21 protein-coding genes, 1 tRNA gene and 1 riboswitch are annotated in these 25,189 nt (G+C 66.3%); of the genes, 13 read left to right on the top strand and 9 right to left on the bottom strand.

The genetic code is table 11. The features are described from left to right. Window positions 1-6 precede the first annotated feature (6 nt). Both OU996_RS00110 and OU996_RS00105 read right to left on the bottom strand, forming a co-directional pair. Window positions 7-801: an ABC transporter permease gene (locus tag OU996_RS00110; protein ID WP_267583654.1), complete on the bottom strand. Its 795-nt coding sequence runs from the start codon at window positions 799-801 to the stop codon at window positions 7-9. 13 nt (window positions 802-814) lie between these two features. Then, entirely contained in the window at window positions 815-1,789 is a 975-nt protein-coding gene (locus tag OU996_RS00105) for an ABC transporter permease (RefSeq protein ID WP_267583653.1), read from the bottom strand. 134 nt (window positions 1,790-1,923) lie between these two features. Here OU996_RS00105 and OU996_RS00100 point away from each other — a divergent pair, with 134 nt between their 5' ends. Further along, window positions 1,924-2,874 (top strand): LysR family transcriptional regulator, encoded by a 951-nt coding sequence (locus tag OU996_RS00100; RefSeq protein WP_267583651.1) that lies wholly within the window; start codon window positions 1,924-1,926, stop codon window positions 2,872-2,874. Between the two features lie 115 nt (window positions 2,875-2,989). On the opposite strand, the gene OU996_RS00095 is transcribed toward OU996_RS00100, so the two are convergent. Together OU996_RS00095 and OU996_RS00090 are read right to left on the bottom strand one after the other, a co-directional pair. Further along, entirely contained in the window at window positions 2,990-4,105 is a 1,116-nt protein-coding gene (locus OU996_RS00095; RefSeq protein ID WP_267583650.1) for a ribonucleotide-diphosphate reductase subunit beta, read from the bottom strand. A 23-nt stretch (window positions 4,106-4,128) separates the two neighbouring features. Then, on the bottom strand, window positions 4,129-6,996 hold the full coding sequence (locus OU996_RS00090; RefSeq protein WP_267583649.1) for a ribonucleoside-diphosphate reductase subunit alpha: 2,868 nt from the start codon (window positions 6,994-6,996) through the stop codon (window positions 4,129-4,131). A gap of 110 nt (window positions 6,997-7,106) precedes the next feature. After that, window positions 7,107-7,320, bottom strand: a riboswitch (cobalamin riboswitch). Window positions 7,321-7,602: 282 nt separating this feature from the next. Here OU996_RS00090 and OU996_RS00085 point away from each other — a divergent pair. From OU996_RS00085 to OU996_RS00030, 12 genes are all read left to right on the top strand, one after another. Continuing rightward, complete coding sequence (locus tag OU996_RS00085) at window positions 7,603-8,511, top strand: hypothetical protein (RefSeq protein ID WP_267583648.1); 909 nt, start codon at window positions 7,603-7,605, stop codon at window positions 8,509-8,511. Window positions 8,512-8,788: 277 nt separating this feature from the next. Then, the gene (locus OU996_RS00080) at window positions 8,789-9,211 is read left to right on the top strand and encodes a cupin domain-containing protein (protein ID WP_267583647.1); all 423 of its coding nucleotides are present in this window, start codon (window positions 8,789-8,791) and stop codon (window positions 9,209-9,211) included. Between the two features lie 140 nt (window positions 9,212-9,351). Then, complete coding sequence (locus tag OU996_RS00075) at window positions 9,352-13,797, top strand: beta strand repeat-containing protein (protein ID WP_267583646.1); 4,446 nt, start codon at window positions 9,352-9,354, stop codon at window positions 13,795-13,797. Window positions 13,798-13,802: 5 nt separating this feature from the next. Further along, the gene (locus tag OU996_RS00070; RefSeq protein ID WP_267583645.1) at window positions 13,803-15,611 is read left to right on the top strand and encodes a ShlB/FhaC/HecB family hemolysin secretion/activation protein; all 1,809 of its coding nucleotides are present in this window, start codon (window positions 13,803-13,805) and stop codon (window positions 15,609-15,611) included. A 43-nt stretch (window positions 15,612-15,654) separates the two neighbouring features. After that, the gene (locus OU996_RS21355; RefSeq protein ID WP_324290713.1) at window positions 15,655-15,975 is read left to right on the top strand and encodes a recombinase family protein; all 321 of its coding nucleotides are present in this window, start codon (window positions 15,655-15,657) and stop codon (window positions 15,973-15,975) included. A 176-nt stretch (window positions 15,976-16,151) separates the two neighbouring features. After that, window positions 16,152-16,631: a DUF2948 family protein gene (locus OU996_RS00060; RefSeq protein WP_267583643.1), complete on the top strand. Its 480-nt coding sequence runs from the start codon at window positions 16,152-16,154 to the stop codon at window positions 16,629-16,631. Between the two features lie 229 nt (window positions 16,632-16,860). Further along, window positions 16,861-18,153 (top strand): histidinol dehydrogenase, encoded by a 1,293-nt coding sequence (gene hisD / locus OU996_RS00055; RefSeq protein WP_267583642.1) that lies wholly within the window; start codon window positions 16,861-16,863, stop codon window positions 18,151-18,153. Window positions 18,154-18,163: 10 nt separating this feature from the next. Next, entirely contained in the window at window positions 18,164-18,691 is a 528-nt protein-coding gene (locus tag OU996_RS00050; RefSeq protein ID WP_267583641.1) for a UPF0262 family protein, read from the top strand. 35 nt (window positions 18,692-18,726) lie between these two features. Further along, complete coding sequence (locus OU996_RS00045) at window positions 18,727-19,188, top strand: low molecular weight phosphatase family protein (protein WP_267585785.1); 462 nt, start codon at window positions 18,727-18,729, stop codon at window positions 19,186-19,188. 150 nt (window positions 19,189-19,338) lie between these two features. Beyond that, window positions 19,339-19,962, top strand: a complete 624-nt coding sequence (locus OU996_RS00040; RefSeq protein ID WP_267583640.1) for a Maf-like protein — start codon at window positions 19,339-19,341, stop codon at window positions 19,960-19,962. A gap of 15 nt (window positions 19,963-19,977) precedes the next feature. Then, window positions 19,978-20,193 (top strand): DNA gyrase inhibitor YacG, encoded by a 216-nt coding sequence (gene yacG, locus OU996_RS00035; protein WP_267583639.1) that lies wholly within the window; start codon window positions 19,978-19,980, stop codon window positions 20,191-20,193. Window positions 20,194-20,462: 269 nt separating this feature from the next. After that, window positions 20,463-20,538: transfer RNA gene (locus OU996_RS00030), tRNA-Phe, on the top strand. A gap of 61 nt (window positions 20,539-20,599) precedes the next feature. Here OU996_RS00030 and OU996_RS00025 read toward each other — a convergent pair. From OU996_RS00025 to OU996_RS00005, 5 genes are read right to left on the bottom strand one after another with little or no spacing between them, the layout of a single operon-like run. Further along, complete coding sequence (locus OU996_RS00025) at window positions 20,600-21,682, bottom strand: tyrosine-type recombinase/integrase (RefSeq protein ID WP_267583638.1); 1,083 nt, start codon at window positions 21,680-21,682, stop codon at window positions 20,600-20,602. A 1-nt stretch (window position 21,683) separates the two neighbouring features. Beyond that, a complete protein-coding gene (locus OU996_RS00020; RefSeq protein ID WP_267583637.1) occupies window positions 21,684-21,920 on the bottom strand; it encodes a hypothetical protein in 237 nt (78 codons plus the stop codon). 2 nt (window positions 21,921-21,922) lie between these two features. Continuing rightward, entirely contained in the window at window positions 21,923-22,135 is a 213-nt protein-coding gene (locus OU996_RS00015) for a phage head-tail joining protein (RefSeq protein ID WP_267583636.1), read from the bottom strand. Beyond that, window positions 22,135-23,967, bottom strand: a complete 1,833-nt coding sequence (locus tag OU996_RS00010) for a prohead protease/major capsid protein fusion protein (RefSeq protein WP_267583635.1) — start codon at window positions 23,965-23,967, stop codon at window positions 22,135-22,137. Before OU996_RS00010 ends, OU996_RS00015 begins: the two co-directional genes overlap by 1 nt. Then, window positions 23,964-25,145 carry a phage portal protein gene (locus OU996_RS00005; RefSeq protein WP_267585783.1) on the bottom strand — a complete coding sequence of 394 codons (1,182 nt, stop codon included), beginning with the start codon at window positions 25,143-25,145 and terminating at the stop codon, window positions 23,964-23,966. The genes OU996_RS00010 and OU996_RS00005 overlap by 4 nt, the downstream gene beginning before the upstream one ends. Between the last annotated feature and the right edge of the window lie 44 nt (window positions 25,146-25,189).

Below are 25,189 nucleotides of genomic sequence, written 5' to 3'. Positions count from 1 at the left end.
CAGCCCTCAGCTGGCGAGCCGTGCCAGGCTGAGCCCGAAGACTTTTTCGATGACGAGCACGAGAAGCAGCGCGAAGAAGATCATCAGCGAGGCGATGGCCGCGATCGACGGATCGAACGACCGCTCGATGACGGTGTAGAGGTAGAGCGGCACCGGAAAATGATTGCCGTCGGCAAGCCACATCGAAACGGGATAGTCGTCGAACGAAACGATGAAGCTGAAGAGCCCGCCCGCGAGTATCCCGGGACGCACCTGCGGCCAGATCACCCTTGTCGCGACGATGTGGGGCGGCGCGCCAAGGACAGAGGCCGCGTCCTCGAGGTTTCGGTTGACCAGCAGCAGGCTCGCCGACACCGAGCGGATCACATAGGGCAGGCACACCACCGTATGACCGATGACGAGCTGCATCAGCGTGGCGCGCGAGCCGAGCATGGCGAAGAGCTGGAGCAGCGCGACACCGGTGACGATCAGCGGCACGATCAGCGGTGACAGGATGAGGCCGAGGATCGCGTCCTGACCGGGAAGCTTGAAGCGCGTGAGCCCGACCGCGCAGGGCACCCCGAGCAGCAGCGCCACCCCGGTGACGATGGCGGCGAGTTCCAGCGAGAACAGGAAGCTGGCGCGCGCCTCCGGGTTGGCGAGCACGGCGCCATACCATTTCAGCGTGAAGCCCTGCGGGGGAAACACGATGAACGGCGTGTCGGATATCGACATCAGCAGCGGCACGACCAGCGGCGCCACCACGATCAGCAGGATGATGCCGACGACGACCTTGAGAAGCGGGCTGACGGTCTCGTTCATCGCGCGCGCCCCTTCACCGTGTGCCCGTCGTCCAGCGCGCGAAACGCCGGCTGACGAGCTTGAGGAAGACGAGGTTGGAGGCGAGCACCATGGCGATCAGCAAGGTCGAGATCGCCGCGCCGAACGGCCAGTCGTTCAGGGTAAGGATCTGCTGTTCGATCAGCGTGCCGAGCAGCGGCGAGAAATTGCCACCCAGAATCTGCGGGGTGACATAAGCCGCCGCGCTCAGCGAGAACACCAGCGAGACGCCCACCGCCAGCCCGGGGAGGCTCAAGGGCAGGATGATCCTCAGGAAGACGGCGAACCGTGTCGCACCCGCGACGCGCGCCGCCTCCTCGACGGTGCGATCGATACGGCCGATGGCGGCAGCGAGGGGCATCACGACGAACGGCAGGTAGACATGGACGCAGGCGATCAGCACCGCCCATTCGCTATAGAGCAGCACCGGTGGATTGCTGACGCCGAGCAGCTTCAGCATCCAGGCGAGCGCGCCAGTCTTGTTGAGGATGGTCTGCCAGCCATAGGAGCGCACCACGACATTCACCAGCAGCGGCGCGAGAATGGTGATTGTCACGAGCCGCGCGAGAGTGGGACCGCCGCGGGCGATGGCGATGGCCAGGGGATAGGCGAACAGCGCCGCGAACAGGCTCGTCATCAATGCGATGCGGATGGTGCGCATCAGGATGCGGAAATAGAGGTCGGAGGAGAACAGCCGGGCATAGTTCTCCAGTGTGAAGCCCTCCACCATCGCTCCGTCCACGCTATGCGCGGTCAGGCTGAGATGAACCATGGTCAGCACAGGCCAAAGGAACCAGATGGCCAGGAACAGCACGGTCGGCGCCACCAGCAGGTAACCGGCGTGAGGACCGGCAAGCCGGCTCCATGCCCTGTCGACAAGACGCGAGACGACGCCTTCCGTGCTTTCACCCTGCATGCCGGTGTCCGGTGAGATATGGGACGGCACGTCGAGGCTCTCGGCGCGGCTCATCGGCTGTTCCCGTTGCTGGGTCGACCTTGGTCTGGTCGCGTCCACCTCGTCTTCCCTTGAGAAGGTCAGTTACAAACGCGTTGCCGTCCAGCGCAGATTGAGCAACAGTCCATTCGAATAATTAGGATGGTCCGATGGCGCGCGCTTCACTGGTCCCGGCTTCGCTTCGCTATCTCGACCAGGTGGCACGATCCGGCTCGATTCAGAAGGCCGCCAAGGAGTTGAACGTCGCCGCCTCGGCCATCGACCGGCAGATCCTGCTGCTGGAGCAGGATCTCGATGTCGAGCTGTTCGAGCGGCTGCCGAGGGGCATGCGGCTGACGGCGGCAGGTGACGCGCTGGTGACTTTGTCCCGGCGCTGGCGGGCCGACGAGCGCCGCGTCGCTTCCGAAATCAAGCAGTTGCAGGGCGTCGACCAGGGTCACGTCCGGCTCGTGGCCATGGACAGCCACGCCAATGGGTTCCTGCCGCATTTCATCGAACGCCTTGCCCGCGAGCAGCCGCGCATTTCGCTGGAGGTCGAGGTCGCAAGTCCGGACGACGCGCTGTCGGCTTTGCTGGCGGGCAGCGCGGACGTTGCGGCGATCTTCAATCTCATGCCGCGCCGGGACATCCACGTTCATTGGAGCGCGGAACTACCGTTCGGCTGCGTCGTGGCGCCGGACCATGCGCTGGCGAAGGCGGCCTCGGTCAGCCTGCAGGAAGTGGTGGCGCACCCCATCGCGCTGCAGAGCAAGGCACTAATGATCCGCCGCTATCTCGATGCGCGCTATGGCTGGCTGTTTGCCGACCCGCACAAGGCGCTGGTCACCAATTCATTGCAACTGGTCAAGCAACTCGCTCGCGGCGGCAGCTATGTCGCCTTCACCTCGGAACTCGATGCGGCTCCCGAAATAACTGCTGGCTCTCTCGTCTTCTTGCCCGTCCGCGACAAGGGAGCCGAGCCGCAAACCGTCTCCGTTGCCATCGATGCGAAAAGGCCGCTGTCCCGGATCGGGCGGATCGTCATCGATATGCTGACGGACGAAATCATGTCCTCGCTCGGGCACGCCCGGGCCGCAGGTCAACACGCCCATATCGAGTAAGCGCCGACCCGGATGACGTTGCTCCCCCCTGGCTAATCCAGCTTGACGTTAGTTCTGGCCCATTGAGAGAACCAGAACATGAGGCGCATCCGCCCGCGCCGGCATCACCCCTTCGTCAATCCCAGCCGAGGGCGCCGCCGTTCTGGTATTCGATGACGCGAGTCTCGAAGAAGTTCTTCTCTTTCTTGAGATCCATCGCCTCGCTCATCCACGGGAACGGGTTGTCCGTCTCGGCGAAGACCGGCGCGAGCCCGAGCTGGGCGCAGCGGCGGTTGGCGATGACGTGCATGTACTGCTCGCACAGGCCCGCATTCAGCCCCAGGAAACCTCGCGGCATGGTGTCCCGCCCATAGGCGGCCTCCAGCTCGGCGGCGTCCCTCAGCATGCCGCGCACCTCGTCCTGGAAGGCGGGCGTCCAGAGATGCGGGTTTTCGTGTCTGATCTGGTTGATCACGTCGATGCCGAAATTGAGGTGGATGCTCTCGTCGCGCAGGATGTACTGGTACTGCTCGGCGATGCCGACCATCTTGTTGCGGCGGCCGAGCGAGAGGATCTGCGCGAAGCCGGTGTAGAACCACATGCCCTCGAACACGACGTAGAACGCCACGAGATCGCGCAGGAACTGCTGGTCGGCCTCGGGCGTGCCGGTCTGAAACGCGGGGTCGTCGAGGCTCTGCGTATGCTTGAGCGCCCAGGCGGCCTTGTCGGTGATCGAGGGCACCTCCCGATACATGTTGAACAGCTCACCCTCATCGAGACCGAGGCTCTCCACGATGTACTGGAAGGTATGGGTGTGGACCGCCTCCTCGAACGCCTGTCGCAGCAGGTATTGCCGGCATTCCGGGTTGGTGAGGTGGCGGTAGATGGCGAGCACGATATTGTTCGCCACCAGCGATTCCGAGGCGGCGAAGAAGCCGAGATTGCGCTTCAGCATGCGCCGCTCATCCTCGGTGAGGCCGTCGCGCGACTTCCACAGCGCGATGTCGGCCTGCATGGAGACCTCGGTCGGCATCCAGTGATTGTTGCAGCCGGCGAGGTACTTCTCCCACGCCCATTTGTACTTGAGCGGGAGAAGCTGGTTCACGTCGGCCCGTGCATTGATCATGCGCTTTTCATCCACCGTGACGCGGGCGGCGCCGCGTTCGATCGCGCCGAGCCCCTTCGCATCGGCGGCGGGCGGCACGAAGGCGGGGTGAAGCGTGGCAGGCTTGGTGTCGGACCAGTCGAGCATGGGTATGTGTCCTTCTTCGCTGCTCACTGGCAGGCTTCGCAGTCGGGATCGTTGATGGAGCACGCGTTGCCGAAGACGGTTTCCGGCACCCGGATCGGCGCAACGGAAACGACAGCCGAGACCGCATTGAGCTTGCCGTCCGTCCCCTTGAGCGTCGATTTCTCGACATGGGTGGCCGAGCGCGAACGCAGGTAATAGGTGGTCTTAAGCCCGCGCTTCCAGGCGAGTCGATAGGTCTCGTCGAGCTTGCGGCCCGAAGGATTGGCGACATAGAGGTTTAGCGATTGCGACTGGTCGATCCATTTCTGCCGGCGTGCCGCCGCTTCGATCAGCCAAACAGCATCGATCTCAAAAGCGGTGGCGTAAAGCGTCTTGAGATCGTCCGGGATGCGGTCGATGGCATTGATGCTGCCATCGTAATATTTGAGGTCGGACACCATCACCTCATCCCACAGGCCGCGGCTTTTCAGGTCGCGCACGAGGAACTCGTTCACCACGGTGAAGTCGCCGGACATGTTCGATTTGACGAAGAGGTTCTGGTAGGCCGGCTCGATCGACTGCGACACGCCGCAAATATTGGAGATGGTCGCGGTCGGGGCGATCGCCATGGTGTTGGAATGGCGCATGCCGGTCGTCGTCACCCGCGCGCGAAGCCCCTCCCAATCGAGTGTCGTCGAGCGGTCGAGGTCGAGCGCGCCGCGCGCCTCGGCGAGTAGTTCGATACTGTCGATCGGAAGCACGCCCTGTGACCAGAGCGAGCCCTCGAACGAGGGGTAGCGTCCGCGCTCAGCGGCCAGATCCACCGAGGCGGAGATGGCGTGGAAGCTCACCGCCTCCATGCTTTCGTCGGCGAAGCGCACGGCGGCGTCGGAGCCGTAAGCGATACGCAACGCGTGCAGCGCATCCTGAAAGCCCATGATGCCGAGGCCGACGGGGCGGTGCCTCAGGTTGGAGCGCCGGGTCTCCGGGATCGTGTAGAAGTTGATGTCGATGACGTTGTCGAGCATGCGCATCGCCGTCGCAATGGTGCGCGACAGATGCGCATGGTCGAGCCCGTCCGGCGTGATGTGCGCAACCAGGTTGACCGAGCCGAGATTGCAGACCGCCACCTCGTCATGCGACGTGTTCAGCGTGATCTCGGTGCACAGATTGGACGAATGCACCACGCCGACATGGCCCTGCGGCGAGCGGATGTTGCACGGATCCTTGAAGGTGATCCAGGGGTGCCCGGTCTCGAACAGCATCGTCAGCATGCGACGCCACAGGTCGAGCGCCCGCACCTGCCGGAACACCTGCATCTCGCCACGCGCGGCCCTCGCCTCATAGGCCTCATAGGCGACCTTGAAGGCGGGGCCGGTGAGGTCGTGAAGGTCCGGCGTCTCGTCGGGCGAGAACAGGGTCCACACCCCGTCCGCCTCCACCCGCTCCAGAAACAGGTCCGGCACCCAATTGGCAGTGTTCATGTCATGGGTGCGGCGGCGGTCGTCGCCGGTGTTCTTTCGCAGGTCGAGGAATTCCTCGATGTCGACATGCCAGGTTTCGAGATAGGCGCAGACCGCGCCCTTGCGCTTGCCGCCCTGGTTGACCGCGATGGCGGTGTCGTTGGCCACTTTCAGGAACGGCACGACGCCCTGGCTCTCGCCATTGGTGCCCTTGATGTGCGCGCCCAATCCCCGCACCTGCGTCCAGTCATTGCCGAGCCCGCCGGAATATTTGGCCAGCAGCGCGTTGTCCTTGATCGCCTTGAAGATGCCGTCGAGATCATCCGCCACCGTGGTGAGGAAGCAGGAGGCAAGCTGCGCGCGCGGTGTGCCGGCATTGAACAGGGTCGGCGTCGAGGCCATGAAGTCGAAGGAGGACAGAAGCCGGTAGAACTCGATGGCCCGTGCCTCGCGGTCGACCTCGCGCAAGGCGAGCCCCATGGCGACGCGCATGAAGAAGGCCTGCGGCAGCTCGAAGCGGGTGCCGCGCGCATGCAGGAAATAGCGGTCATAGAGCGTCTGCAGGCCGAGATAGTCGAATTGCAGGTCGCGCTCCGGCAGTAGGGCTACGACAAGCCGCTCGATATCGAACCGGGCCAGTTCCGGGTCGATCCGCTCTTCCTCGATGCCGCGGGCGAGATAGGCGCGGAAATAGTCGCCATAGCGCTCGGCCATCTCCGCCTGCGTCGCCTGATCGGGCCGTCCGGCGAGGAAGCTCAGCGCCTCGCGGCGCAGCTTGTCGAGCAGCAGCCGAGCGGACACCCTGGCATAGTTCGGTTCGCGCTCGATCAGAGTGCGGGCGGCGAGGATCGGCGCCAGCGCGATCTCGTCCTGGCTGATGCCGTCATAAAGATTGCGGCGGGTCTCGACGAGGATGGCGGCGGCGGAGACATCGTCCAACCCCTGCGCCGCCTCGCCGATGACAGCTTCCAGCCGCGCGGCGTCGAGCGGCACGCGGGCGCCGTCCGCCCTGGTCATGGACAGGGACGGCACAAGCGGCGCCGCGACCTTGACCGCCGCCCGCTCGCGCGCCCGCTCCTCGCGGTACAGCACATAGGCGCGGGCGACCTTGTGGTGTTCCCCGCGCATCAGCGCGAGTTCGACCTGATCCTGCACATCCTCGATATGGAAGGTGCGGCCTGTATCGGCGCGGCGGGTGAGACCGGCGACGATCTGCGAGGTGAGGTCCGCGACGATGTCGTGCACGCGACGCGAGGCCGCGGCGCTGGAACCCTCGACCGCAAGAAACGCCTTGGTCAGCGCGACGGCGATCTTCGACGCATCGAAGGGCGTCACCGCGCCATTGCGGCGGATGAGCTGGAAGCCTGGCGTGCTGGCATGGTCCGCCGCAGGCGCGGAGAACGGATGAGGCCGGTCGGTCACCGGCACGGCATCGGAAACGAGAGACATCGGCGAACCCCAATCAGGATTGGGGGCAAAGGCCGAGCGACGCATCGGCGCGGCCGACGGCATAAATCACCGGCGGACGCGCGAACGCACCACCGGGACACCCCGCCCAGGGACGACTATGTTGCTACGGCAGGTCTCCTGGCTCGCGGGTCACCGCCTTTCGTCCGGCCTTCCCGGAACTCTCGTTCCAGTGACGCTGAATGGACGACAGGCTCGCCGCTTACAGTTGCGGGGGCAGCGCCGGCATCGCCTCATAAGGCTCACCGGCTTCCCTCTTAGCCCCTGAACCAAACGACTCAGGGGACCGAAGCGTCAACATATAGGCATCGGCGCCCAAAGTTGGTCAACATATGGTTTCAGTGTCGTATCTCGATTGAGGAGGGATTTGTCGAAACTGAAAGATCCAAGCCCTGAACTCATCGGCCAGCGACCGGCATCGTGGAGTGCCCCGCCACATGGATTGGGCATATCTGCCGCCGCTGGGATCTCACGCTGTTCGATGATGGGGCGGCGCGTTTGAACGAGCTGGCCTGCTGCGCGTGCATTGGCCTTTTAGGATCGATAGTATCTCGCCCACCTCATTGAGGAGCGCGCGCGAGGGGAACTATGGTGAGCGCCATCCGGCTCGTGTTGTCGGCAGACGAGATTCTCGCCCATCCGCATTTCAGGATGTCGCGAGACATTTATATCCGCGAAATGCTCGACCTGCACGAGAACCAGCCGGCGGATAACCGGTTGCTGATCGATGGCGGGACCGCGTCCATCTTCTTCAATGTCATCATCATGGACGCGGGCTACCGCCCCGATGTGCGCTCCACCTGGCCGACCATGCAGCTGCTGAAAAGTCGGATGGAGGCCCTTGGTATGGCAAGCGGCCGTCGCACCCATGATATTGTGCGCCGACTTATCGATCGAGAATATATCACGACCTTTCCAGCTCAACGCGACAGACGCAGCACTTTGATTGCGCCCACTGAAAAGATGCTGGCCCACGACCAGCGCTCGCTGATTGTTTATTTTCATCCATTGCATGCAATGTTCCCCCACCCTGGATATCCCGAGCCGATGCGACGGGATCCGGCCTTTCATCGCGCGGCTCGGGAAGTGAGCGTCGCGTTTCTGGCGCATGCGCAGCAGTTCATCCTGGCGAATCCGGTGATTACGTTCTTTCTGCCGCGTCAGGCCGGCCATATGATCCTGACCAAGCTCATGCATCTGTGCAGCGATCAGGACGATCATGGGGTGCCGAAGGTGTCGTTCGTTAGGATCGGCGACAGCTTCGGGGTGTCGCGCACCCATGTCCGCAAGTTGCTGCGGGAGGCGGAGAGCCTGGGCTTTGTCCGGCTGTTGGGAAACAGTGTCGCCGTCACCCCGGCCTGCCGCGCCGGCTTCGAGCGGTTCCTGGCCGATACCATGGCCGGCAATGATCTCGTCTACCGGATGGCCATGGAAAAACTGGTTTCAACGGATGCCGCCAGTGCGCAATCTATAGATGCGGCCATAGCGGGCCTCTAGTTAGGCGCGAAATAAAGCGTCGGCCGTGCCGCCTGGATCAGCCTCCTGAAGGGCTGGTATCTCAGAACCGGCGGAAATTGCTTCCCCACTTCCGAGAATATGCAGGCGAAAAGTTCCGTAACACTTCCGGAACGGCGCTTCTAATGTCTCTCCAGCTTGAGCGCGGCTTCTGGGGAAGAGGTCGATCAGGTGACTTTCAGCGCGCGCCTGCGTCGCTGACCGAGCGCCGGGCAGCGTCGGCGCGCACGCGATCGCAACATTACCATCGGGGGATGCCATGGTACCCATTGTTGTCTCAGAGAACATTGCGCGCAATCACGTGCAGGGGGCGACTGATCCGGCGGTCAACTGGCTGGGCGCCTTCGCCACCTGCGGTGGGCATGGCGCTACCCAATCCTCGACCATCGTTTACGAAATCCCTTCCGGCGGACGCCTGGGCTGGCACACCGATGCCACGGAGGAAACCCAGTATATCCTGTCTGGAAAAGGCGAGCTGCTGATGGAGGATGGCACCCAGGCCATCGGGCCGGGAAGTGTCTTCGCTCTGCCCGCTAATGTGCGGCATGACATCGTCAATACGGGCAACGAGACGCTTCACGCCGTCGCGTTCTTTGCTGCGGCCATGTTCACCCAGACGTTCGATCAGGTCATGCTGCCGCCCAATACCCACGTGCTCGGCACGCCCAACCGGGAAGGTTGAGCGCCCGCGGCACCGCCGTCCGGCGCCCGATTGATCCATCAGTTCCTGTTTCACCGGTGCCCTGAAGGGCTGCTGGGGATGAGGCGCGCCCCACGCCGCGGCTTGTTTCCGCCGGACGATTGAAGGCAAGGCGTCATCGAATGACCTGCAGGCGCGCAACACTGCTCCCGCCCGGCCGCACAGCCGCGCGCCGCACCGGGGCGCTCGGGCCGGGGGAGGTCGCGCTGCGCCGTTCGGCCCGGCTGGTAGCCGTGCTTCTGGCAACGACCGCCTTATCGACCCGGGCGGCGGCCGCCGGTGAACTTCCCACCGGCGGAACGGTGGTCTCGGGCCGCGCGACGATTTCCCCGCCGTCGGGCACCAGCGTGCTGATCACCCAGTCATCACGCAATGCCATCATCACCTGGGGCGCCTTTTCCGTCGGGGCAGGGAACACCGTGCGCGTGGAGAACGGCACGGGCGCCACATTGAACCGCGTCACAGGCTTCTCGCGCTCGCAGATCGACGGCAGCCTTTCTGCCTCCGGCAGCCTCTATCTGGTCAATCCCAACGGCATCACCGTCGGCCCAACCGGGCAGGTGACGACGGGCGGCAGCTTCATCGCCTCCACCCATGACGTCTCCGACGCCGAGTTCAATGCCGGCGGGGCCATAACCTTCCGCGGCTCCAGCCCCGCGAACGTTATCAATTACGGCACCATCGGATCGTTGGGCGGCGACGTGGCGCTGATCGCCCGCAAGGTCGAGAATGCCGGCACCATCACCGCGCCCAACGGCACAGTGGGCCTTGCCGCCGGCTATGAGGTGCTGGTGCGCGACGCAGCCCTCTCAGACGGCAAGTTCGTGGTGAAGGTGGGCGGCGGCGATACGCAGGCCAAGACCACCGGTGTCATCAGGGCCGCCGAGGCAGAGCTGAAGGCGAATGGCGGCAATGTCTATGCGCTGGCCGGCAACACGGCCAGCATCACCAAGGCCACCGGTGTCGCCAGCAAGGGCGGACGTATCTTCCTGACTGCCGGCGACGGTGGAAGTGTCACCGTCAGCCAGAAGGTTTCCGCGCGCGCGCCGGCCAGCAACGGCAAGGCCAAGGGCGGCGAGATCCGCGTTTCCGGCGGCACGGTGAAGGTGTCGGGAAAGCTTGATGCCAGGGGCGAGGGGGATACGGGCGGCACCATCGTTGTGACCGGCCGGGACATCGCGCTGGCTTCCGGGGCAGAACTGGATGCGAGCGGCACTGCCGGCGGGCTGGCGCTCGTCGGCGGCGACTATCAGGGCGGCTATGACGCCACGACCAGATATCTGGCGGAAGACGTAGCGACCGCACGGACCACGACCGTCGAGTCGGGCGCCGCCATCCGCGCCGACGGCACGGCGGGGGCCGGTGGGCGGATCGTGGTGTGGTCGGACGGACAGACGCGCTTTGCCGGCACCATCTCCGCGACCGGCGCCGGCGCGGCTTCGGGCGGCGATGCGGAAGTCTCGGGCAAGGCGCTACTCGCCTATGAGGGGGCGGCGGATCTGCGCAGCGAACGCGGCGCCTTCGGCACGCTGCTGCTCGACCCCTATAATCTGACCATCTCAAGCGCTTCGAGCAGCGGGATGTCCGGCTTCAATGCCGCCGCCAACAACAGCATTCTCAATGTCACGACACTGACCAATGCCCTCGCCACCGCCAATGTGGTGGTCACGACGGGGTCCGACGGCTCGCAGGCCGGCAATATCACGGTGGCCAATGCCGTGACCTGGAGCAGCGGTTCAACGCTGACCCTGTCGGCCTATGGCTCCATCGCGGTGAATGCCGACATCACCGGCGGCGCAGGCTCGTCCATCGTGCTGCACGCCGATAATACGGGCACGGGGACCGGTACGGTCACGTTCGGCGCGGGCGCGACCCTCAGCGCGGGTAGCAGCGTCTCGCTCTTCTACAACCCGAGCAGTTATGCCGCTCCAACCGATTACTCCTCGAACATCGGCTCCGGATCGCTCACCGCCTACATGCTGGTGAATACGGTCCAGGATCTCCAGGACATGAATACCAATCTCTACGCTATCTACGCGCTGGGCCGGGACATTGATGCCAGCGCCACCACGAGCTGGAACGGCGGCGCGGGTTTCGCGCCGATCGGGAGCACATCCAACTTATTCTTCGGTGCCCTCGACGGACAGAACCACGTCATTTCCGGGCTGTTCATCAACCGCGGCGGTCAGACGGGCGTCGGCTTGTTCAGCGACATCGGTGCCGGCGCAAAGGTCTTCAATCTGGGCCTGGTCGGCGGCAGCGTGACCGGCGATGCCGCCGTGGGCAGCCTTGCCGGCATCAATCATGGCATCATCACCAATGTTTACACGTCTACCACGGTGACCGGCGGCCTCCAGGTCGGCGGGCTTGTTGCCGTGAATACCGGAACAATCACCGGGGCCTATGCCACGGGAATAGTCAGCGGTGACGCCCTTGTCGGCGGGCTGGTCGGCACAAATGCACACGGATCCGGTAACTGGACGATCTCCGATTCCTACGCCACAGGCGCCGTCAGCGGCACCTCCTATGTCGGCGGGCTCGTGGGCAGCAACCAGGGCGTTCTCCTCAGGGTCTATGCCACCGGTTCCGTCACCGCCAGCACAAGCACCGGTATTGGCGGGCTGATCGGCGACAACCAAATGGCCGACTCCGTCACAGCGTCGTTCTACAACACGCAGACGACGGGACAGGCCAGTGCCGTCGGCACCGGTTCCGCCAGTGGCGTGACCGGCCTCACCACGGCGCAGATGCGTGACGGTTCAACGACCTCCGGCGGCTTCTACGCCCTGGCGAGCGCCGCCGGCTGGGATTTCACGACCGTCTGGGCGCGTCCCAATGCCGTGGCGAGCCAGTCCAGCGATGGACAGCTGCATTACGCCGAACTCTATGCGGTCTCCGCCGTTGTCGGGGCCGATGCCACCGGGACCATGGTCTATGGCGATTCCAGCCCGACCTTGACCTATGCGTATTATGGAACGGGCAGCGGCTACGGCAATGCCGTCACGAGCAATCCGGTCTATGCCTCGGGCGTGACCTCTTCGAGCGATGTCGGAACCTATGCCGCCATCCTTTCCGGGGGCAGCGGCACGTCCTGGGGCGGTCGCTCGACCCGCTTCGTCTATTCGGGAACGGTGACGGTCACACCCGCCGCGCTGACGGTCACCGCGGCCGATGGCACCATGGCCTATGGCGACAGCGTGCCCACCCTGAGCTATGCGGCTACCGGCTGGAAGAACGGGCAGAGCGATGCCTTGCTCTCCGCTGTCAGCGTGACGACAAACGCCGCCTCTACCTCGAATGTCGGCAGCAGCTATGTCACCAGCGCCGCGGGCGGCACGCTCTCGGGCGCGGCGTCCGGCAACTACACCCTTGCTTATGTGGACGGCCAGTTTTCCGTCACGCAGCGATCCCTCACCCTCTCCGCCGATGCCGCTTCTATGGCCTACGGAGATAGCCTTCCGGCGCTGACATACACGGTGGGTGGCGGTGGCTTGGTCAATGGTGACACCTTGTCCGGCGCCCTGACCACGGCGGCCTCCTCCCTGTCGAATGTCGGCGGTTACGCCATCACCCAGGGCACGCTGGCCGCGTCGTCCAATTATGACGTGACCTATGTCGGCGCGAACCTCACCGTCATGCCCCGTGCGCTCACCGTCACCGCCGACGCCAAGGCCATGGTCTATGGCGACAGCGCGCCCTCACTCACCTATGCGGTTGGCGGGGCGGGGCTCGTCAATGGCGACACCTTGTCCGGCGCCCTGACCACGGCGGCGTCCTCCCTGTCGAATGTCGGCGCCTACGCCATCACCCAGGGCACGCTGGCCGCGTCGTCGAATTATGACGTGACCTATGTCGGCGCGAACCTCACCGTCATGCCCCGTGCGCTCACCGTCACCGCCGACGCCAAGGCCATGGTCTATGGCGACAGCCTGCCGTCTTTCACCTATGCCGTCGGTGGGGCGGGCCTCGTCAATGGCGACACCTTGTCCGGCGCCCTGACCACGGCGGCCTCCTCCCTGTCGAACGTCGGCGGTTACGCCATCACCCAGGGCACGCTGGCCGCGTCGTCGAATTATGACGTGACCTATGTCGGTGCGGCCCTGGACGTGTTGCCTCGGCACCTCGTCGTGACAGCGGACAATCAGAGCCGCCCGATGGGAACGGCCAATCCGGTGTTCACCTATGTGCTCGGAGGGCTGGGGCTGACAAATGGCGATACGCTGACCGGAGAACTGACAACAACTGCCGGACCTCTGTCGCTCAGGGGCACCTATGCCATCGTGCAAGGCAGTCTGGCGGCGTCGCCGAATTATGACCTCGCCTATGTCGCCGGCACGTTGACGGTGGTCGGGCCATCGCAGATGCCCGCCTTCATCGAGACGGAGGCCCCCGATCAGGTGGCCGCTTCGCGCGCGACCGGCACGATCCTGGACGCGCTCGACCAGCCGATCCAGATTCAACCGCCACCAATGATCGTTGCCTGCGGCGGCGGCAGCAGCCCATGCCCGCTTCTGCCGGTTTCCAGCAACCTGCCGTCAGGCCCGTGGCTGAGCTTTGGGGGCTGGTGAGAGCCATGGCCGCCTCCTCACGCGACATGACACTCGCACGCGTCGGTGCCCTTGCGCTGGGCGTCTCCATCTTCGGCGCCGTCCCGGCCTTCGCGCAGGTGATCGCGCCGGTGGAGCGCAATCTGCCGCCCGTGATTTCCGGGCAGGGACGCCTCGTCATCGGCCCGCAGGATCTGGCCGGCAGCCTCGACGAGACGCCGCTTGGCGTCGTCGTGTCCGGCATCAGCCTGATCGGGCCAAAGGAGAATGTGGCGAAGCGCCCAGAGCGGGGCGTCCGCATCGGTGCCGTGGGCGACATCGACCGCGCGGCGCTTCGTGCTGCCCTCGCGCCCTTCCTCGACCAGCCCCTGTCGCGCAAGCGCATCTCCGACATCCAGGCCGCCATCGCCAAGGTCTATCGGACCGCCGGCTATCCCTTCGTCTCGGTGACGCTGCCGCCGCAGGAGGTCACGGGCGGCGTGCTCACTTTGCAGGTGGTGGAGTTCCGCACCGGCGCGGTGAAGGTGTCGGGCGCCGTGCCCGGTACGGAGACCGATCTCGCGGGCCGCGTGCGTACCGCCCCGGGCCAGCGCATCGCCGCCGAGCCCCTGGAGGAAGACCTCGCCTGGCTCAACCGCTTCCCCTACCACAGCGTCAATGGCGTGTTCGCGCCCGGCGACGACCTCGGCCTCAGCACGCTGACGCTGGAAGTGACGCCGCAGAAGCCGTGGCAGGTGTTCGCCGGCTATTCCAACACCGGCACCCACACCACCGGCTTCGACCGCTATTTCGCGGGCTTCGGCGCGGCCATTCTGGGCCTTCCGCAGAGCTTCGTTTCCTATCAGATCACCGGCAGCCCGAATTTCTGGAGCGATCCTTCCACGGTCGGCACCGGCTCGGAACAGCCGAACTACTACAGCCAAGCCGGGCGGCTGGTGATTGCCACCGGTGCCCGCCAAAGCCTGGAAATCGTGCCGAACTATGTGTCCACCCGGCAGAATGCGGTGGGCACCACCTTCGCGTTCGACAATACGACACTGGAAATCCCGGTCTATTACCGCACCGCTGTCTCCAATCTGGTGCCAGGGCTCTATGGCGGTGACCTGATCCTTGGCGCCACGGGCAAGACGGTCTCGCGCACCACCTATTTCACAGGCGCCGACATCGGCGGCGCGAGTGCGGGCCTGTTCGAGCTGATCGCCGGCTGGTCGGTCTCGCGCTCGGATCCCTACGGCACCACCAGCCTTGATCTCAAGCTCATCGGCAATCCGGGCGGGGTGATCGGCGGCAACGATGCCGCGCGCTGGAGCACATATAGCGGCGGGCGCGTCACCGACGTGATCTATGCGTATGGCACGGGCGAGCTTAACCGGGTGACGCGCCTGCCGTCCGGCTTTAGCTGGGTGAGCGACCTCTCGGGCACGGCTGCGGGCCAGCCCTTGCCGGACACCGAGCAGCTGAGCCTCGGCGGTCTCTATGCCACGCGCGGCTACACGCTGGATGACGCCACCGTGGACACTGGCCTCGTGTGGCGCAACGAGCTGCGCACCCCCACCTTCGCGCTCCTGTCGGCGCTTGGGGTGCCCGGCATATCCGACCAAGCCTCGCCCTATGCGTTCCTGGACCTGTCCAGGGGCCGATCCTATGGCTTTCAGGGCGTGTTGGGGGCGGTGCCGCGGAACGACTATGAACTGGCCGGCATCGGCCTCGGCGTGGACTACACCCTCAACCGCAACCTCACGGCCACCCTGGTCGGCGGCTTCGCCCTCACCGACGCGACCTATACCCAGGCCGGCGACTTCAACCTCCAGGCCCGGGTGTATGTGAGCTATTGAAGACCTGGGCCGTGGGTGCGCCCTGAATAGGAGAGCCTCGCGCTTGAAGTCCTCCGATCGCGCCATGTCCGGCGCCTTACTGATCCACCCTGGCGTCCAGAAGCTCATGGCCGATAGGCAGGACGGCCGGGCCTATGGCTATCGCGTGGTGAAGCCGCTCGACGCCCGAGGCGAGCCGGTCCGTGGCGAGCGCGAGATCATCGCCGCCGAGGCCGAGATCGTCCGGCGCATCTTCCGTGAAGATACCGCCGGCAAGGGCCCGCAGCGCATCGCCGCCGACCTGAACAGTGAGGGGATCGCGGGACGACTTCCTTCCCGCCCTCGTGCCCCAAGTCGTGGATGGCCGGACGAGGCCCGGTCCTGACGGCGCGACGGTAGCGGACTCCCCGCTTCCAGACGGCGCCAGCCTCCTCCCACCCCTTGCCAGCCGCCGCTTCCAACGCCATCTGCGGCTCACAGGTTGCGGCGCGGGACGCCGCTTGTGATGGCGGGGACGCGGCTTGCGGGCGCGCGCCGACCGACGTGGCGGAGACGAAGATCATGGCCGGACTGAAACTGATCGCGCTGGACGCGGAAGACCTTGCCGTTCTCTCGGTGCATATGCAGGACGCGGTGGTGAGCATCGGCGAGATGACCTATCTGCCGAAGGAGCGCCGCTTCGTCATGCTGGCGAACCGTTTCGACTGGGAGAAGGCCATCCAGGCCGAAGCGATGGCCGATCCCGAGGCGCCCATCGGCGCGGCGGCGCGGGCGGCGCCCTGCGTGCGGCGCCGCTCCGGGCTGCGGGTCGAGCGCGTGCTGGCGGCGCGGCTGCGCGGCATCGACCTGAAGAACAAGCAGGCCGTGCTCAACCTGCTCGCCATGAAGTTCGAGGAGAGCGCGGCGCCCTCCGGCACGGTGAGCTTCCTGTTCTCCGGCGGCGGCGAGGTGCAGCTCGATGTCGAATGCATGGAAGCCGGTCTTGAGGATCTCGGCCCCGCCTGGGACGCCGCCGGCACCCCCTGCCACGACGTGGAGTGAGGGGGCGTGGAGTAAGGCTGGCACCCGGCGGGTCGGGACGCCCGGCCGGTGGCCTTCACGCGGCGTCGCGCGAACCCGCCCGGGCGTCTGCGCGCAATCGTCCCTCGCAGGCCCCTTGTCTTATGCTGGCGCGGTTGCGATAGGACGGGCTGGCCCGCACGCGTGCCCGCCTCATGGCAGGTGCCGCGCCGGGTCGCGCTTCCGTCGATCGCGTCCCGCAGGTGCCGTCATGCCGCTTCGCCTCTCCACCGCCGCCCCGGATTTCGCCGAGCGCTTCCAGGCCTTTCTCGGCACCAAGCGGGAGGTATCGCAGGATGTCGCCGACGCGGTGGCGCGCATCATCAACGAGGTGCGCGCGCGCGGCGACGCGGCGCTGATCGATTTTTCCCGTCAGTTCGACCGGGTGGACCTCGCCACCCTCGGCATCCGCGTCACCGAAGCCGAGATCGACGCGGCGGTGGCGGCGGCCGATCCGGCGACGCGCGAGGCGCTGGCCTTCGCCCATGAACGCATCCGCTCCCACCACGCGCGCCAGCTGCCCACCAGCGGGCGCTATGTCGATGCCGCCGGCGTCGAGCTCGGCCACCGCTGGACGGCGGTGGACGCGGTCGGCCTCTATGTGCCCGGCGGCACGGCGGCCTATCCCTCCTCCGTGCTGATGAACGCCGTGCCGGCCAAGGTCGCCGGTGTCGGCCGTCTCGCCATGGTGGTGCCGTCGCCCGACGGGCAGCTCAACCCGCTGGTGCTGGCCGCCGCGCGGCTCGCCGGTGTCGATGAGGTGTACCGCGTCGGCGGGGCGCAGGCGGTGGCCGCGCTCGCCTATGGCACGGAAACCATCGCCCCGGTCGCCAAGATCGTCGGGCCGGGCAATGCCTATGTCGCCGCCGCCAAGCGCCATGTCTTCGGTACGGTGGGCATTGACATGGTGGCCGGCCCTTCCGAGGTGCTGGTGATCGCCGATGGCCATCAGAACCCCGACTGGATCGCCGCCGATCTGCTCGCGCAGGCCGAGCACGACACCGCCGCGCAGTCGATCCTGATGACGGATGATGCCGCGCTCGCCGAGGCCGTCATCGCCGCCGTGGAGCGCCAGCTCGCCACCCTGCCGCGCCGCGACATTGCCAGTGCGAGCTGGGCCGATTACGGCGCGGTGATCCTGCTGCGGAGCCTCGATGAAGCGCCCGCGCTTTCCGACCGCATCGCCCCCGAGCATCTGGAAATCATGGCGGCGGATGCCGAGGCACTGGTCGAGCGCATCCGCCATGCCGGGGCGATCTTCATCGGCGCCCACACGCCGGAGGCCATTGGCGACTATGTCGGTGGCTCCAACCATGTGCTGCCCACCGCGCGTTCGGCCCGCTTCTCCTCGGGCCTCAACGTGCTCGACTTCATGAAGCGTACCTCGATCCTCAAATGCGGGCCGGAGCAGCTGCGCGCGCTCGGCCCGGCCGCCATCGCGCTCGGTGAGGCGGAGGGGCTCGGCGCCCATGCCCGCTCCGTCGCGATCCGGCTGAACCTCTGACGGAGGGGCCATGGCGGACGGCGACGATCCGGTCGGCGACGACCCCAAGGTTGACGATCCTCACGCCGCCACCCGCCGCCTCGCGGCGGTGACGCTCGATCCCGCGTCGATCGGGCGGGCCAATCGCGACGTCGAGCATGAGCGCGCCGTCGCGATCTACGACCTGCTGGAAGAAAATAGCTTCGCCCCGCTGGGCGATGAGGCGCCCGGCCCCTATGGCCTCGCCATCTCGCTGGTCGAGGGGCGGCTGGTGCTCGACATCACCCGCACGGATGGCGCGCCCGTGGTGCAGCACCATCTCTCGCTCTCGCCGCTGCGCAAGGTGGTGCGCGACTATTTCCTGGTCTGCGAAAGCTATTACTCCGCCATCCGCACCTCCAGCCCCTCGCAGATCGAGGCGATCGACATGGGCCGGCGCGGTTTGCACAATGAAGGCTCGGAGGTGCTGCGCGAGCGGCTGAAGGACAAGATCGCGCTCGATTTCGGCACCGCCCGGCGTCTGTTCACGCTGGTCTGCGCCCTGCACTGGAGGGGGTGAGGGTGGACGCCCCCCGCGCGCCGCTTGCCGACCTCATGGCCGACCCTCTGGCGCTGCCCACGCGCCGCGAGCGTCCGCAATCGGTGCTGTTCATGTGCGGGCAGAATGTGGTGCGCTCGCCCATGGCGGCGGTGCTCGCCCGCCATCTGTTCGGGCGCTCGCTCTATGTCGGCTCGGCCGGCGTCATCAAGGGCGAGGTCGACCCCTTCGTGCAGGCCGCCATTGACGAGATCGGCCTCGACCTCAGCCGCCACCGGCCGCAGACGCTGGAGGAGCTGGAGGAGAATGAGGGCCTCGCCTTCGACCTCGTCATCACCCTCTCGCCCGACGCCCATCACCGCGCGCTGGAACTCACCCGCACCAACGCCATCGACGTCGAATACTGGCCGACGCCCGACCCCTCGCTGGAGACCGGCAATCGCGAGCAGCGCATGGACGCCTACCGCACCGTGCGCGACGAGCTGGAGATGCGGATCAAGCGACGTTTCCGCTCCTGAACTTTGGCCCCATTGGCCTGACTGGTCACCTGACTGCACTGACTGTTCATCTCACTGCACCAATAAGCCGTTCAATTTTGACCCGGATTGCACTAGCGTGCGGCCCGACACGACCGCCCGATCATCCGGCGGAATCAGGAGTTTCGTTGCGTGAATGCCCGTCCCCGCCTGGTGCTGGCCTCCGGCTCGCCGCGTCGCCTGGCGCTGCTGGCCCAAGCCGGAATCGAACCCGAAGCCCTTCTCCCGGCCGATATCGACGAAACCCCCGAGCGCGGGGAGCTGCCCCGGCGTCTCGCGCAACGCCTTGCGCAACAAAAGCTTTTAGCCGCGGACGCCCGGCGCAAGCTCACCGGGGAGTATGATGGCACCTATCTGCTCGCCGCCGATACGGTGGTGGCGGTGGGCCGGCGTATCCTGCCCAAGCCGGAGACCGGCGACGAGGCGGCGGACTGCCTGCGCCTGCTCTCCGGCCGCGCCCACCGGGTCTATACCGGCATCGCGCTGATGACGCCGAAGGGCGGCGTGCGCGCCCGCCTGGTCGAGACCCGCGTGCGTTTCAAGCGTTTGTCCCGCGAGGAACTCGACGCCTACATCGCCTCGCGCGAATGGCAGGGCAAGGCGGGAGGCTATGCGATTCAAGGACTTGCGGGCACATTCGTGATCAAGCTGGTCGGCTCCTACACCAATGTGGTCGGCCTGCCGCTGGCCGAGACCGTCGCCCTGCTGGCGGGCGAACGCTACCCGGTATTGCAGCGCTGGGGGCATCCGGCGTGAGGGACGAGATCCGCCATGGCCGATGACACGCCCAACCCGCTCGCCGGCAAGCCGTGCCCGATCTGTGGCAAGGCAATGGTAGAAAAGTACCGGCCGTTCTGCTCCAGCCGCTGCGCCGATCTCGACCTGCACCGCTGGCTCACCGGCAGCTACGCCATCCCCGTCACCGAGAATGACGACGAGGACGGCGAGGAGCCGTCCCTCGCCCCCGCGACGCCGCGGGAGAGGTGAGGGCAGGGGCCGCACCGGGGCCAGACAGGGCTCGACGGGCCTCCTGGCTCAACGTCTTGTCGTTTCAAACGATTTCAGGGCGCCGCGCACCGCCTGCGGCGATCGCGGCTCGGCCAACGCGTGCCGGGGGCTGTTGTCGGAGGTTTTATTTTACCTTCGCGCAAGGGTTGGGGAAAAGCCGGCATTTTCCTGGCCCGCACATATGGACAGCCGGAGAACGAGACTCTATAACCCGGCCGCTCCGCACGGCCACGGCCGTTGCCGGCTACGCCCAGGTAGCTCAGTTGGTAGAGCATGCGACTGAAAATCGCAGTGTCGGCGGTTCGACTCCGTCCCTGGGCACCATCTATCCCCTTGATAATGCTAGACTTTTTGGTCGGCGGGGGATTGGTTTTCAGCCAGTTTGTCATTTTTTCTGCCCCGGTTTGACAGCCTTTGTTCTCCGGCTGTTCACCTCATGGCCAAAGCTCGTGGCGACTCGTTCCATCTTTTCGGACAGGTCCGCCCCTCGCGAGTAGTGCTGCGCCATCGCCTCCGTCTTCTGGCCGAGGGCATCGGCAATCGTGCGCGTGTCCGCCCCGCTCTCCCGGAGAATGGCAGCGACCGTGTGCCGAAGCCCGTAGAGGGTCAGCCCTTCGCCGATGCTGCCGTTCTTCTCAAGCTTGTGCTGCAGCTTCATCCAGGACGAGTTGAAGCCGGAGACAGTCCAGGGCCGACCGAGCGAGTTGGCGCAGAGCGTGATCGCCGAGTGCGCTGGCGCCGCCGCCAGGATGTCGCGCAGCGGTTCGATGACAGGCCAGACAATGCCTTCCTCGGTCTTCGATCGGCTGGTGTTGATCCGGCCGCCGGCATAGGCCGTGCGGGGAAGCGTAAGCGCATCCTTCGGCCCTAGCCCGGTAAACATCATCAGGGCAAGCGCCGGCAGCATGTGCGCGGGGGCAGCATCAATCACCGCGTGTCGCTCCTCGTCGGTCCAGCGGCGGTTCTGCTTTGGCAGCCCCTTGGGGCGCCGGATGCTGCGCAGGCCTTCCGCCGGATTATCCTTCATATGGCCGCGCTCCTTGCCCCACGCGAAGAGCAGGGACAGTACGGTCTTGAGGTAGTTCGCGAACCAGCGCTTGTGCTTGGCCTCGGCCTTATCGCGCAGCTTCACCACGAACGGCGGAGTGAAGCGGGTAAGGGGCGTATCCTCGATGGGCTGCAGATAATCGAACACTCGCTGATAGCCGGCACGCGTGGTGCCGGTCAGCCGCTCAAGAAAATCCTTGCTGCCCCGGTACTCCTCGATGAGGGCGCCCAGCGTGCCGGGCCGGGTCGTGCTGGTGCGCTCCTGAAGGGCGGTGATGCGGGCGCATTCCGCCAGGAACCCCGCTGTGCCGATCGGGGTCTTCACAAGATCAACCGACGTGCGGGAAGCGCGGTGATAGCACCGCATCTTCCCGTGCCGGTCCTTGAATATTTGGAAGCCCTTCACGCGCACCACCGTCATGTCAACCGAGCCTGTCCAAGATGGCGTCATCGCTGTCAGCGGCGCCCGTCTTGAGGCTGTCGAGCCAAGAATCGAGGTCGCGCACATCCCAGAGGCGCGAGCCGCTGGGATAGGCAACGGCCGATACAGGGCACTGCAATTCGAAGCGCGCCGCCGGCAGTCCGCAATACGCAGCCGCGTCGGCCTTCTTGAGCATTCGGTAAGGCTGCACCTGAAGATTGAGCATAGCCTTGGCCATCGTCAGAGCCCTTTGCTGGTTGAGAAATAGACGACCTTCGCCGAGGCATTTGCCCCGGCGATCTGGCGTTCTAGGTCGGCGATGGCGGCGGCAAGTTCAGCATCCGTGCGGTATTCATGCTCCTTACCGTCCGAGTAGCGCAGGCGACGGATACCCGTCGCGCGCGCAGCTCTCAGCTTCTCCAGGCGCTCCTGAAGGACATCAACGCCCGCCATCACGCGCCCTCGTTCTTGTAGAGGCCGCGGAAGTCGATGACGCCGCAGCCGAAGTCGAGCCCGGCCGCGACCTTGACGGCGCGGGTGTCGAAGTCGATCTCGGTGCGGATCTGCGGCCCCTCGGCGCCGGAGACGTAGCCATAGACGAGGCTGGGCGCGGCAGCGGGGTCAGCCGCGACGTACCAGACATTGCCGACGATATTGGCGTCGACCACCAGCTCCATCGTGCCCGCCCACGGGTTCACATCGCCCGCCTTGGCGGCGGTGATGGCGGCGAGCACCTGGCGGGCGGCAAGCTCGGTATCCGGCCCCACCAAAAGGAATCGAGGCGCGAGGTTGAGCGGCACGCCATCGAGGCTCTTCTGCTTGCGCAGCGCGGCGACGGCGTGCGCGACCGAAGTGACAGAGATAGCTGCCCCAGTGCCGGCTACGTTGCCGTGGTCGGCATGGAACAGCGCCTTGCCGTCGGAGAGGGCGGCATTGGTGGCGAGAAGGCCGTAGACGCGGGCGTTCTCGTCGCTGGCGGCACGGATGGCGATGAGGGCGGAGAAGTCCGCCAGCGCCGAGAGGTCGTCATTGATGAGAGCGCGGCGACCGATGGCGATGCCGGCATTCAGCTCCTTCGCCCGCACCTTCTCGCGGTTCTCGGAGATCGTGCCGTAACGCAGTTCGCCAGCCTCGCTGGTCTCCTGAAACGTCGGGAAGTCACCGATGCGCAGGAAGGCGTGATCGCGGAAGTCGGTGAATCCGCACCGGGCAGCGATCAGGCGATAGGTCGGTTCGGCTGCGGCGTAGTTGGCGAGAAGGGCCTTGTTGGCCGCGTCCGCCAGCAGAAGGGGGAAGTCGCTGGTGGAGTGAGCGCCGAGGGCACGCTCCATCAGCGCATTCTGGTCGCGCAGGTTGAGGCGCTCGCCGCGCGCCTGGGCGAGGTCGCCGATCATGTCCAGCATGCGGAAGCCGGCATAGGCGCGGGCGCGCCCTTCCAGCTTCACGCGGCCGGGGGCCAGGCGATGGGCGAGCGCTTCGCCCATGGCGGAGCGGATCGTGGCAGGGTCGGTGTGGTCGTGGGTGACCGTCGCCACCGTCGGCCGGATCGTCTGCAGCGGCGCGCTGCGGGCCTGCATGGCGGCGAAGGCGGCGGCACGGGCCGCGTCCGTGGTGGCATTGGCGTCGATCTGGCTGTCGATCCAGCCCTGATCGAGACCGGCGACGCTTGCGATGGAACGGATCTCCAGATTGATGGCCGCGCGCTCAGTGGCGGCCGGCGGGTTGAGGGACGGCGCGGGCGCCGGGGCGGAGGGAGCGGGCGTGTTCGCCGGCTCGGTGCTGACCGTCATGTCGTGGCTCCTGATGCCTGCATGCGGGTCGGCGGGGACAACGACGAGGCTCGCCTCGATCAGGGTGAAGCGCTCGGCCACCTTCTCACGGCGGCCGGTCTTCGCATTGGTGCGCTCCGACCAGCGCTCGACGGCGTAGCCGATGGAGATGCCGAAGGTGGCACCGTCCGTCAGCTCGGCAGCGATGCGCTGGGAGCGGGGATTGTGGCGGGAGAGCGTGGCGCGCCCCAGGAGGTCCCCGCCGACGACGCGCAGCGTGTCGACGCTCCCGAGCTGGCGGTCCACGCTCTCCCTTCCGTGGCTGTCGAGCAGGGGCACACGGGCGGGCCACACCGGCTGCGACAGGAGGAGAATCTCGTCATAGGGGCCGTTCACATCCCAGCGCTCAACAGCGGCGCCGGTGGAGAGCACGGCCTCGAAAGTCTGGCTGTCCGCGTCCCAGCTGGAGGCCGGAAGCGGCGCGCGGCGGGTGAGGATCTCAGCAGGGGCGCTCATGCCACGGTCTCCTCAATGGGCGCCTGTGTCGGGGCGGCGGGCGTCGCCTTAGCGGGCGTGCTGAAGGCAAGGCCGAGGCGCGTCTCGCGGGCCTTGTCAGCGGCGATCTCGTCATCAAGCGCGCCGACATCCATGCCACGCGCCGCCACGGCCTCGCGGCGGCTCATCAGCCCGGCGTTGATGGCGTCGATCTCCGCCTGCACGTCCTTGGCCGGGTCCACCCATTGCTGCTTCGGCGTGATCCAGCGCACGGGGAGAAGGTCCTGCGGGCGGGCGGCAAGGCGGCCCTGCAGGCTCTCGATCATCGCCCAGCGGCGCCAGATGGGGCGCAGCGCCTGGAAGACGATGACGTTGTGCTGGATCATCTCCACCCGGCGGCGCCACTCGACGAGGCCGGCGCGGATCGAGGAATAGTTGACGCTGGAGAGGTCGCCCGTGAGCACCTCATAGGGCAGGCCAAGGGCGGCGGCGATCTCGTGCAGGGTAATGCGGGCGAAGTCGTTGGCCTCCTGCGCGATGGCCGGCGGATTGGAGAAGGTCACGTCCTTGCCCGGCGGCAGCACCACCATGGCGCCGGGCTCCAGCGAACCGATCAGCGTATCGCCCTGGGCCTCGCCACCGAACGGCACAGCGCCGTCATTGGTGGTGATGAGGCCGGCGAGCAGGGCACCGACCTTCTGGCGGGTGAGCTGGGCGCCGTGCCACTCGTCGTGCTCGGCAAGGCGAAGGATCGCCGGAGCGAACCAAGAGACTCCGCGCACCTGGCCGGGGAAGTCCGGGCGGAACAGATGCACCACATCCTCGGCCGGCACGCGCACGGGCTGAAGGTTCAAGCCGAGGCCGATCTCGGGGCGCTCCTTCACGATCCAGTAGGCGACGCGGGAGCCGAACATATCGAACTCCACGCCGTTGACGATGCGCCCGCCCTCGGGGAGCGGGCGGGTGAGCGAAGCGTCGAGCTGGTCTGGATCGAGCACGCGAATACGCAGGCCGGCTGGGGTGGCAATCAGCAGCGCCAGCGCCTCGCCATCTACCACCATGCCGCCGACCATCAGCGCGGTGAGACCATAGAAGTCCATCAGGCCGTCGGCGTCCGCCTCGTCCGTCCACGCCGTCCAGCGCGTCGAGACGTCGCCCGTGACAGCGGGCACGATGCCAGTGCCGACCAGCGCCGCCACCCATGCCGCCTTGGCCGCCGCCGCATGCGGGTTGTTCGCGACCA

Source organism: Ancylobacter sp. SL191, from assembly GCF_026625645.1.
GTDB lineage: Bacteria > Pseudomonadota > Alphaproteobacteria > Rhizobiales > Xanthobacteraceae > Ancylobacter.
Note: the sequence above shows the minus strand (reverse complement) of the source record. Positions and strands in the feature narration are given on the sequence as shown.